This window comes from Mycobacterium sp. E1715, assembly GCF_001667625.1.
Taxonomy (GTDB): Bacteria; Actinomycetota; Actinomycetes; order Mycobacteriales; family Mycobacteriaceae; genus Mycobacterium.
On the sequence record NZ_LZJJ01000392.1, the window covers coordinates 1 to 9,264 of the forward strand.

Below are 9,264 nucleotides of genomic sequence, written 5' to 3' on the forward strand. Positions count from 1 at the left end.
GGTGCGCGATCTGCAGCAGCGGGATGGCGAACGGGTCGACCTCCCAGCCGACGTCGACGCTGCCGACGCGTTCGCCGTCGACCACCAGATCGGCGTGCTCGAGACCCTGCGCGGGCGTCGCCGACGAGCCCTGCGCCCGGACCCACCGCAGGCGCGCGCCCGTGGCAGGCAACTCGTCGGGATCCGGTTCGGGGGCCTCCTCACCGTGCAGCAGCGCGTCGGCGACCTCGTAGACCCGGTCCTCGTCCCATCCGGGTACGTCGCCCCGCGCCTGCAGCACGGCGCGGTTGTCGCCCCGCAGCGCGGCGCCGTCGACGACGACCACCTTGACCCGGTCCAGCCGCCGCAGGGCGCCCGGGTCGAGGAACAGTTGGCCGGCGTTGGCCAGTCCGCGGCCCAACACGGCCGCGAAGGCCTGCCGGCCCGTGTGCGCCGCCCTGGGCACGCCGGCCAGCAGGGCGCCGGCCGCATCCTCGGTGCCGCCGCCGGCCAACAGCGCACCTGCGGCGGCCACCAGCGAGGCGTTGGCGGCTTGGTCGGCGTACTCCTCCACCGGCCCGGCCATCGATCCCTTCGCGGTGTCGATGGCGGCGTCGATGGCACCGCCCACCACCACGTGGGACGCTTCCCCCGCGGCGGCCGCCGCCGAATTATGCCGGGGCGCTTGCGATTTCGGCCCGGCCGACGATATGACGGGGACCACCGGCGCCTGCGGGCGACTGGGCGAGGCCAGCTCCGGTTCGCGTTCCCGCCAGCGCTGGCGATGCGCCGCCGCCTCGGATACCTGCAGGCTGCGTTGCGCCAGATCCAGCAACGGTGTGCCGACCGCCTGCGTCAGCCCGTTGGCCAGCGCGGTGGAGGCGCTGAGCGCGATGTCGGTGCCGACGCGACCCAGCCGCGACTCGAGCACGGCGACGACGCGCGGTTGGTGGTTCAGCAGCGCGGCGGCGGCGCGGGCACTGCGCGGCGCGACCGGGAGCCGGCCCAACCAGCCGGTCACCGCGGCGCCGACGGCCGCCACGTCCATCGCCGCGGCGCTGAACGGGACCAGGATCGCCAACGGGTTTCCCGGATCGGCGAACGGCGCGGTGCGCGGCGCGTCCTTGGACGTGACCAGCCTCAGGTCCGCCGCTACGCCGCAGACCGTGTCCCGGACCCGGTCCAGGACGGCGTCGCCGTCGGCCTCGTTGTCGAATTCGATCACCAACCGACCGAGGGCGCCCTCGACGTGGGCGGAGGCCACTCCCGGAATCCGGCGGACGGGTTCCTCCACCGCCGGCGCGTGCTCATGCCAGCCCGGGAACGGCAGCAACGGATCCAGGTCCAGATGCACCCGCCGCCCGCTCTGCCAGCGAATCGGCGGCGTGACGGCGGGACCGGAACCGTTGGTGGGACCGGTCAATCCGATTGCCCGGCCGGTCGTTTGGGCCATCGACTGCACCACCGGGACGGCCAGTTCGGCGACCGGGCTGGCCAACGTCTGCAGCGCACCCGCGGCGCCCGCCGCGGTGGACACGCCGGCTCGCACCACCTGCGCCGCCCCGTCGGTCATGCCGGCGACGACGCTGGCAACGCCCGGAATCCTCACTCGGTCACCCTTCGATTGCGTCTACCGCGCCTAATGATCCTGGGGCGCAGGGGACCTGTCCACATTTGCCATGGTGGACCCTGCGACCACACCGAGGACTCCGGGGGTTTGGGCCTTCTTTCTCCTGACCGGCGGTGCAGTCGCGTCCCTGCGGACAGGTTACCGGCTGGGCGGAAAACCAAACCTGCTGAACAGGCCGGGGTCCAGGAAGACGGTGATGGTGGCGACCCCGCTGGCGCCGGTTGTGAGGACGTGAATGGAGTGGGCACGCAACGTCCCGTCGGCGCCGCGGCGGTACTCGGCGACGGCGGGTTGCGTGTTGGCGGCCGTCGGGATCATCGCGATCTCGCCGGGCTTGGCGAACGCGCGCGCGGCGAGGAATCTCAACACCGGGTCACGGCCGGTGAACCAGACAGGGAGAGGTGGCATTTCGAGCTTCACGTCCGCTTGCAGCAGCGCGGTGAGGGCGGCCATGTCCGCGTTCTCGAATGCCGCGCAGTAGCGGTCGAGCAGCGCTCGGCGCTCCGCGTCGTCGGGCTCCGAGAGGTTCTCCTCGGTGGGGGAGAGCTCGGCGAGGTGGGCCCGCGCCCGCTGCAGCGAGCTGTTGACCGCGGCGGGTGTCGTTTCGAGGAGCTCGGCAACCTCCGCGGCGCTGAACTGCACCACGTCGCGCAGGATGAGCACCGCGCGTTGGCGGGCGGGCAGCTCTTGCAGCGCGGTCATCACGGCCAGTCGCAGGCTCTGTCGCGCGGCCACGTTGTCCTCGGGGGTGGGGAACATCAGCGAATCGGGGATGGGTTCCAGCCACTCGTGCACGCCGGTCGAGTCGAGTCCGGCGTCGGGGTCGATCGATCCGTCGCCGAGCCCGGCCGGCAGCACCCGGCGCGCGCGGTTCTGCAGCGCCCGCAGGCACGCGGTCGTCGCGATCCGGTAAAGCCAGGTTCGCAGCGCCGCGCGTTCCTCGAATGCCTGGTAGCCACGCCAGCCGTTGAAATAGGTCTCCTGGACGAGGTCCTCGGCGTCATGCACGGACCCGAGCATGCGGTAACAGTGCGCGATCAGCTCGGCGCGAAAGGGCGCCGCCTGCGCGATGAAGTCCTCCTGGGCCGGCACGGCCCCTCCTGTCTCGGCTGGGTTCGAACGCTACTCCAGTACAGAGACACCGGCCGGCTCGAATTCATCGGCGCACCGGCGATGAATTCGGGCGGCGCGCCGCATCTCAATTGGTGAATGCACCTTCCGTTGAGAGCGAGGACGAACATGAACGAGCCCCTGACATTCCCATCGGGTGGCCTGGCCGGCACCACGGCGATCGTGACCGGGGCGAGCCGCGGATTCGGCCGCGCCATCGCGGGCGCCCTGGCGGCGGCCGGCGCCGAGGTGATCGGCGTCGCGCGCGGCGTTTCCGGTCTCGAGGACGCGCGCCGCGAGCTCGGCGACGCCCTCATCCCGGTGGCCGCCGACGCCGCCGATCCCGCGACGGCGCAGCGGCTCATCGACGAATACCGGCCGCGCACACTGGTTCTCTGCGCCGGGGCCGCGCCTCACATGAGCCCGCTGCAGGAGCAGAGCTGGCACAGCTTCAGCCAGAACTGGAATGTCGATGTCGCGCAGGCGTTTCACTGGACCCGATACGCGCTGCGGCACCCGCTCGCACCCGGCAGCTCGGTGATCGTCATGTCCAGCGGCGCCGCCCTCGCCGGGTCACCACTGAGCGGAGGCTACGCGGGGGCGAAGGCGGCGGTCAGGTTCATCGCCGGCTACGCCGCCATCGAGTCGCAGTTGGCCGGCCTGGGCATCCGCTTCGTGTCCGTGCTGCCGCGGTTGACGCCGGCGACCGACCTCGGCGCCAAGGCAGTCGCGGCGTACGCCGATCGGCAAGGGGTCGACGTCGAGTCGTTCGTGCGGGCCGCCGGGCCGGCGCTGACCGCCGAGCAGGTGGGCCGCTCGGTCCTGGCCATCGCGACCGAGGACTCCGGGACGCAGGATGCGTACCTGCTCTCTTCTGCAGGCCTGTCGGCGGTGGCATGAGGGCACGAAACTTCAAGGAGGACAACGACATGCATACACCCGCTATCGTGTCGGCCCGGGATTGGGCCGCGGCGCGCGAAGAGCTGCTGGCGAAAGAGAAGGAAGTGATGCGGGCCCGCGACGCCCTGGCGGCGGCGCGCCGGCGGATGCCGTGGCTGGCCGTCGAGCGGGAGTACGCGTTCGACGGACCCGAGGGCCGGGTCGACCTGCTGGGCTTGTTCGCTGGACGGCGCCAGCTGATCGTGTACCGCGCGTTCTTCGAGCCGGGCGTGGACGGCTGGCCCGGCCACGCGTGCCGCGGCTGCTCGATGATCGCCGACCACGTGGGGCACCTCGCCCACCTGAACGCCCGCGACACCACCCTGGTGTTCGCTTCCCGGGCGCCACAAGTCGACATCGCGCGGCTGAAGGCCCGGATGGGGTGGCAGATGCCGTGGTACACGATCACCGACGGCTTCGACGCCGACTTCGGCGTGGACGAATGGCACGGCACGAACGCGTTCATTCACGACGGGGGCCGCGTGTTCCGTACCTACTTCATCAACAACCGCGGTGATGAGGCGCTGGGCAACACCTGGAGCTACCTCGACATGACCGCGCTCGGGCGCCAGGAGAACTGGGAGGACTCGCCGGCCGGGTATCCGCAGACGGCGCCCTACGAGTGGTGGGAATGGCACGACGCCTACGGCGAGCGCGCGCCGGCGCGGTGGTTCGGCGATCCCGATCCGGACAATCCCAGCGACCCGCGTCCGGCGCGCGGCCGCTAAATGCGGCCGACCGCTATTTGCGTTTCTCGCCCGAATAACACGAATGCGCGGTAGCCGTCCAACGGCTACTCGCGCAATATTCGGCTGGGTAAATTCGGGCTATAAGATTCGGTGGTTCGCCCTGTTGACGTGGTATCCGGCCGGGAAGGACTTCTCGATGACCTGCAGCTGGTGGTCCACCCTGGATTCAAGCTCGAGGACCACGCAGCTGTCGCCGACGGCCTTCGATTCGAGGACTATGTACCGCTGGCCGCAATCCATGATCGGATCACCTGAGTGCAATGTTTCGACGGGCACCAATTCCGGGGTTCCGTTTGATTCCACCCATCACACGGTAGGTCAAATTCGCGAGTGAGGGAATAGTTTGCTCGCCGCACGGGCGATTCACTGCGCGCCGGGCTGCTTGAAGAACACGCTGACATGAGAGATCAGCCCGTCATCGCCGCGCTCGAAGAGGAGGCATTCGGGCCACCGCTTGGCGGCGCCGTCGATGACGAACGACTCCGTCAACTCCACGTACGACAGGCGACTGTCGACATGCGAGACCCGCTGCACCTGAAGCCGATGGCCGTCCAGGTTGGTCAGCACCTTGCGCAGGTAGGCGACGTAGTGCTGCTTGCCCTCGACGACATCGCAGAACGGCCCCTCGCGGATCAGCCCCTCGTCGGCGATCGTTGCGGCGAGCCCGTCCCAGTCGTGTGCGGCCAGGCACTCCAGGTAGCGTTCGACCACTCCGGTGCTCATGTCGACTCCACGCAGAAAACATTAGGCGCAATGGGGTGGGCGGAAAACAGCTTTGCTAAAGCGCTGCGCCCGGCCCGCCGGCGCGGGCGAGAATAGGGCGATGAGCGCACCCAGCCCACCGGATTCGCCGCCCGCGGCGCCGAGTTGCTATCGGCATCCGGGACGCCCGACGTACGTCCGTTGCAACCGCTGCGAGCGCTACATCTGCGGCGACTGCATGCGCAGCGCCGCCGTCGGTCAGCAGTGCGTGGAGTGCGTCCGGGCCGGGGCGCGGACGGTCCGGCAGCCCCGCACCCGATTCGGCGGACGGCAGCGCTCGGCCCCGGTGCTCACCTATGCCCTGATCGGGATCAACGTGGCGGCCTTCGTGCTGCAGATGGCGTCGGGGAACTTGGAGAAGCAGCTCGCGCTGTGGCCGCCGGCCGTCGCCGACGGCCAGTTCTACCGCCTGGTCACATCGGCGTTCCTGCACTACGGCGCCACGCACCTGCTGTTCAACATGTGGGCGCTGTATGTGGTGGGCCCGCCGCTCGAAATGTGGCTGGGCCGATTGCGTTTCGGCGCGCTGTACGCGCTGAGCGGGCTGGGCGGCTCGGTGCTGGTCTATTTGGTGTCACCGCTCGACACGGCGACGGCCGGCGCCTCGGGTGCGATCTTCGGCCTGTTCGGCGCCACCTTCGTGGTGGGTAAGCGGTTGGCCTTCGACGTCCGCTGGGTGGTGGCGGTGATCGCGATCAACCTCGTCTTCACGTTCCTGGTGCCGTTGTTCAGCGCGCAACGCATCAGCTGGCAGGCGCACGTGGGCGGGCTGGTCACCGGTGCGCTGGTCGCCGCGGCCTACGTCTACCCGCCACGGGAGCGGCGCAACACGATTCAGGCCGCGGTCACCCTCGTCGTGCTGGTGGCATTCGCGGTGCTGATCTGGTGGCGCACGGGTCAGCTCCTCTTGGAGTTCTCCGCATGAGCTGGTGGGTTGCCCACTCCGAGCACACGCTGACGGAGGAAGTGCCCGCGCCCCCGGGCGAGGTTCGCGACTTCTATGTGGATTTGAACAACATCAAGCTGGTGCACCCGCTGATCGTGTCCGTGGAGATATTGTCGCGCAGCGAAACCCCGGCCGGGGTCGCGCTCAGCTACCGGGTGCGGGACCGGATTCCGTTGGGGCCGTTCACGATGACCATCACCTACCGGGCACGTTTGCAGGTGCCGGAGGAGGGCGACGTGCTGACAGAGGCGGACCAGTCGCCGGGGGTGCGGCTGCGCGGCCGGGTGAGTTTCGAGCCCACCGCGTCGGGCACGCGCGTCACCGAGCGGATACGGATCGCCGCGCCCCGGCCGCTGGCCGCGATGACCGCTCGCGAAGCCGTGCAGGCGCATATCGCGATGCTGGCCGGTATCCGTCGCCGCTTTGAGACAGGCTGATCGGCGCGCTACTGGCGGCCCTTCTCTGGCGCGTAGCCCAAGATGCTCTTGATCTCCAGGTACTCGTGAAACCCGAACTCGCTCCACTCCCGCCCGTTCCCGCTGTGCTTGTAGCCGCCGAATGGCGCACTCATGTCGAACGCGTGGTTGATGGTCACCCAACCGGCCCGGATTCGGCGCGCCACCGCGCGGGCCTTGTCGAGATCGGCCGCCGAAACATAGCCCGCGAGACCGTAATCGGTGTCGTTGGCGATATCGACGGCCTGGTCCAGGTCTTCGTAGCCGAGCACGCACAGCACCGGCCCGAAGATCTCCTCCCGTGCGATCGCCATGTCGTTGGTGACGTTCGCGAAGACGGTCGGCCGGACGTAGTAGCCGGTGGTCAGCCCGTCGGGCCGGCCCGGCCCGCCGGCGACGACGGTCGCGCCCCCGTCGATGCCGCTCTGGATGAGGCGTTGCACTTTGTCGAACTGCGCCTTGGATGCCACGGGCCCGATCGCGGTCTTGTCACCGGGGTCGCCCACCTTCACCCGCCCGGCGGTCTCGCGCGCGATGCCGATGGCCTCGTCCATGCGTGAGTTCGGAACGAGCATGCGCGAGGGCGCATTACAACTCTGTCCGGAGTTCGGCATCATGTTGGCGACGCCGGCCCGCACGCTGTCGGCGAAGCCCGCGTCGTCGAGGACGATGTTCGGGCTCTTGCCGCCCAACTCCTGGGTCACCCGCTTGACCGTCGGGGCGGCGGTCTTCGCCACCTCGATCCCCGCGCGGGTCGACCCGGTGAACGACACCATGTCGATGCCCGGATGGCCCGCAATCGCCATGCCCACGCCGGGACCGTCACCGTTCACCAGGTTGAACACCCCGGCCGGCACGCCTGCGGCATCGAGGATCTCGGCGAAGATGTAGGCCGAAAACGGCGCCACCTCAGAGGGTTTCAGGATCATGGTGCAACCTGTCGCCAACGCCGGATATACCTTGACGGCGATCTGATTGAGCGGCCAGTTCCAGGGCGTGATCAGGCCGCAGACGCCGATCGGCTCCCTGGCGATCAGCGCCGCCCCGTGCTGTTCTTCGAAGGGGAAGTTCTTCAACACGTCGATCGCCGTGACCAAGTGACCGATCCCGAGTTGCACTTGTGGGCCCGCGGCCAACGACGGCGGCGCGCCGATTTCCTCGGTGACCGCGTCGGCGAGCTCGCCCGCGCGCCGCTGGTATTCGGCGAGGATGCCCTCCAGCAGCTCCAGCCGCTGCTCGCGGCTGCTCTGCGACCAGTCGGCGAAGGCTCGCCGGGCCGCGCTCACCGCCGCGTCCACATCCGCGGACGACCCGAGCGAGATCCTTCCGCACACGTCTTCGGTCGCCGGGTTCTCGACGTCAAAGGTGTTGGGCTGGACCGGGTCGACCCAATGGCCGTCGATGTAGAACTTCAGGTAATCGCGCATGGCTCCTCCTTCGGGATCCTTGAACTATTGGGTGCCTTCGGCGTACCAGGTACGGAACTCGTCGTACTTGGGCATCTCCTCGGAGTTCGCCTTCGGGTCGATGCAGACGTGGACGACTGCGGTCTTGCCGCTCGCGTACGCTCGCTCGATCGCCGGCCCGATCTCCTCTTCCTTCTCGACGTACTCGCCGTGGCAACCGAAGCCCTCGGCGACCTTGTCGAGACGGACGTCCTTGCTCCAGTGCACCCCGGGCTGCGGCGACGGCTGGGCGAAGGTGCGCTTGTAGACGCCGACTTCGAGGCCCCACTGGTGGTCGACACCGACCACGCACACGAGTGGGAGCCGTTGTCGCGCGGCCGTTTCCAATTCGGCGATGTGGAAAAGGAACGCCGAATCGCTGGTCACCAGCATCACCGGGCGCTTGCCGCCCTCGGCGACCGAGGCCCCGACCGCGTACGGCAAACCGGTGCCGAGATGGCCGAAGTTCTGGTTCCAGATGACGTCTCGCGGTTTGGCCTGCGAGTAGGTCCAGCCGAAAATGACTGTCGCCCCGCCGTCGCGGACCATGATGCCGTCCTTCGGGAACGCCCGGGTGGCCTCGACGACGAAGCGTGCCGGGTGCACCGGCGTCCGTCCCGTCGGCGCGTTCTCCGCGAGCTGCGCCAACTCCGCCGCGTCCTCGGCGATCCAGCGGTCGAGGTCGGCGGACGCCCTTCTCGGCGTGCCGCGAAGTGCCTCCACCAGCTGAGGCACCACGCCGCGAAGGTCGCCGACCAGGGGGACGTCGATCGGACGGTTGACCCCGATGGCCACCGGGTCCTGTTCGACCAGAACCCATTTGCGGTTTGCGTCGTTGGGCGCCCAGTGGCGGGTCCTGCCGTAATGACTCGGCTCACCGAGCTCCGTGCCGAGCGCGACGCACAGATCGGAATTCACCACCGCCTCGACGGCCGCCGGCGAGAATCCGTACGCGAACGTGCGGTCCTCGAGCCCGTCGATGAACGACGTGCCACCGGAGGTCTGGATCACCGGGCAGGCCATGAGGTCGGCCAGCTCCCGGACCGTCGCACCCGTGCGCGACGTGTGGACCCCGTGCCCCACCAACAAGATCGGGCTCTGGGCCGCCCGGATCAGCTTGGCCGCTTCGGCCACCTCGCGCTCACCCGCGGTCTGGTTGACGAGTCGATACCGGTGGGGCACGGGGTCCACACGTCGCGCACGGGTGCGACGGTCCGGGAGCTGGCCGACCTCATGGCCTGCCCGGTGA

General features: G+C 69.3%; 9 protein-coding genes and 1 pseudogene. 4 read left to right on the forward strand and 6 right to left on the reverse strand.

All coding sequences use genetic code 11. From position 1 onward, the window contains the following. A pseudogene (locus A9X03_RS19245) lies at positions 1-1,588 on the reverse strand (heavy-metal-associated domain-containing protein); the annotation flags it as partial. Positions 1,589-1,747: 159 nt separating this feature from the next. Next, on the reverse strand, positions 1,748-2,701 hold the full coding sequence (locus A9X03_RS19250; protein ID WP_068262464.1) for a sigma-70 family RNA polymerase sigma factor: 954 nt from the start codon (positions 2,699-2,701) through the stop codon (positions 1,748-1,750). A 147-nt stretch (positions 2,702-2,848) separates the two neighbouring features. Here A9X03_RS19250 and A9X03_RS19255 point away from each other — a divergent pair, with 147 nt between their 5' ends. Further along, positions 2,849-3,619, forward strand: a complete 771-nt coding sequence (locus A9X03_RS19255) for an SDR family oxidoreductase (RefSeq protein ID WP_068262467.1) — start codon at positions 2,849-2,851, stop codon at positions 3,617-3,619. A gap of 29 nt (positions 3,620-3,648) precedes the next feature. Next, positions 3,649-4,386, forward strand: a complete 738-nt coding sequence (locus A9X03_RS19260; RefSeq protein ID WP_067749472.1) for a DUF899 domain-containing protein — start codon at positions 3,649-3,651, stop codon at positions 4,384-4,386. Between the two features lie 99 nt (positions 4,387-4,485). Here the strand turns inward: A9X03_RS19260 and A9X03_RS19265 are convergent, their stop codons facing one another. Both A9X03_RS19265 and A9X03_RS19270 read right to left on the reverse strand, forming a co-directional pair. Then, on the reverse strand, positions 4,486-4,710 hold the full coding sequence (locus A9X03_RS19265; protein ID WP_055404709.1) for a hypothetical protein: 225 nt from the start codon (positions 4,708-4,710) through the stop codon (positions 4,486-4,488). A 60-nt stretch (positions 4,711-4,770) separates the two neighbouring features. After that, the gene (locus tag A9X03_RS19270; RefSeq protein ID WP_068262470.1) at positions 4,771-5,130 is read right to left on the reverse strand and encodes a nuclear transport factor 2 family protein; all 360 of its coding nucleotides are present in this window, start codon (positions 5,128-5,130) and stop codon (positions 4,771-4,773) included. Between the two features lie 100 nt (positions 5,131-5,230). Here A9X03_RS19270 and A9X03_RS19275 point away from each other — a divergent pair, with 100 nt between their 5' ends. Next, positions 5,231-6,094: a rhomboid family intramembrane serine protease gene (locus A9X03_RS19275; RefSeq protein WP_082950097.1), complete on the forward strand. Its 864-nt coding sequence runs from the start codon at positions 5,231-5,233 to the stop codon at positions 6,092-6,094. Next, positions 6,091-6,552, forward strand: coding sequence for an SRPBCC family protein (locus tag A9X03_RS19280; protein WP_067749465.1), 462 nt, complete (start codon positions 6,091-6,093; stop codon positions 6,550-6,552). The genes A9X03_RS19275 and A9X03_RS19280 overlap by 4 nt, the downstream gene beginning before the upstream one ends. Before the next feature lie 8 nt (positions 6,553-6,560). On the opposite strand, the gene A9X03_RS19285 is transcribed toward A9X03_RS19280, so the two are convergent. Together A9X03_RS19285 and A9X03_RS19290 are read right to left on the reverse strand one after the other, a co-directional pair. Continuing rightward, positions 6,561-7,997 carry an aldehyde dehydrogenase family protein gene (locus tag A9X03_RS19285; RefSeq protein WP_067889523.1) on the reverse strand — a complete coding sequence of 479 codons (1,437 nt, stop codon included), beginning with the start codon at positions 7,995-7,997 and terminating at the stop codon, positions 6,561-6,563. A 24-nt stretch (positions 7,998-8,021) separates the two neighbouring features. After that, positions 8,022-9,264 (reverse strand): thiamine pyrophosphate-binding protein (locus A9X03_RS19290; RefSeq protein ID WP_231975425.1); only part of this gene is annotated, 1,243 nt, incomplete at its 5' end.

Excerpts from the sequence above, each read along its gene's own strand:
- A9X03_RS19255 (WP_068262467.1), top strand. The coding sequence starts at position 2,849 with ATGAACGAGCCCCTGACATTCCCATCGGGTGGCCTGGCCGGCACCACG.
- A9X03_RS19260 (WP_067749472.1), top strand. The coding sequence starts at position 3,649 with ATGCATACACCCGCTATCGTGTCGGCCCGGGATTGGGCCGCGGCGCGC.
- A9X03_RS19270 (WP_068262470.1), bottom strand. The coding sequence starts at position 5,130 with ATGAGCACCGGAGTGGTCGAACGCTACCTGGAGTGCCTGGCCGCACAC.
- A9X03_RS19275 (WP_082950097.1), top strand. The coding sequence starts at position 5,231 with ATGAGCGCACCCAGCCCACCGGATTCGCCGCCCGCGGCGCCGAGTTGC.
- A9X03_RS19280 (WP_067749465.1), top strand. The coding sequence starts at position 6,091 with ATGAGCTGGTGGGTTGCCCACTCCGAGCACACGCTGACGGAGGAAGTG.
- A9X03_RS19285 (WP_067889523.1), bottom strand. The coding sequence starts at position 7,997 with ATGCGCGATTACCTGAAGTTCTACATCGACGGCCATTGGGTCGACCCG.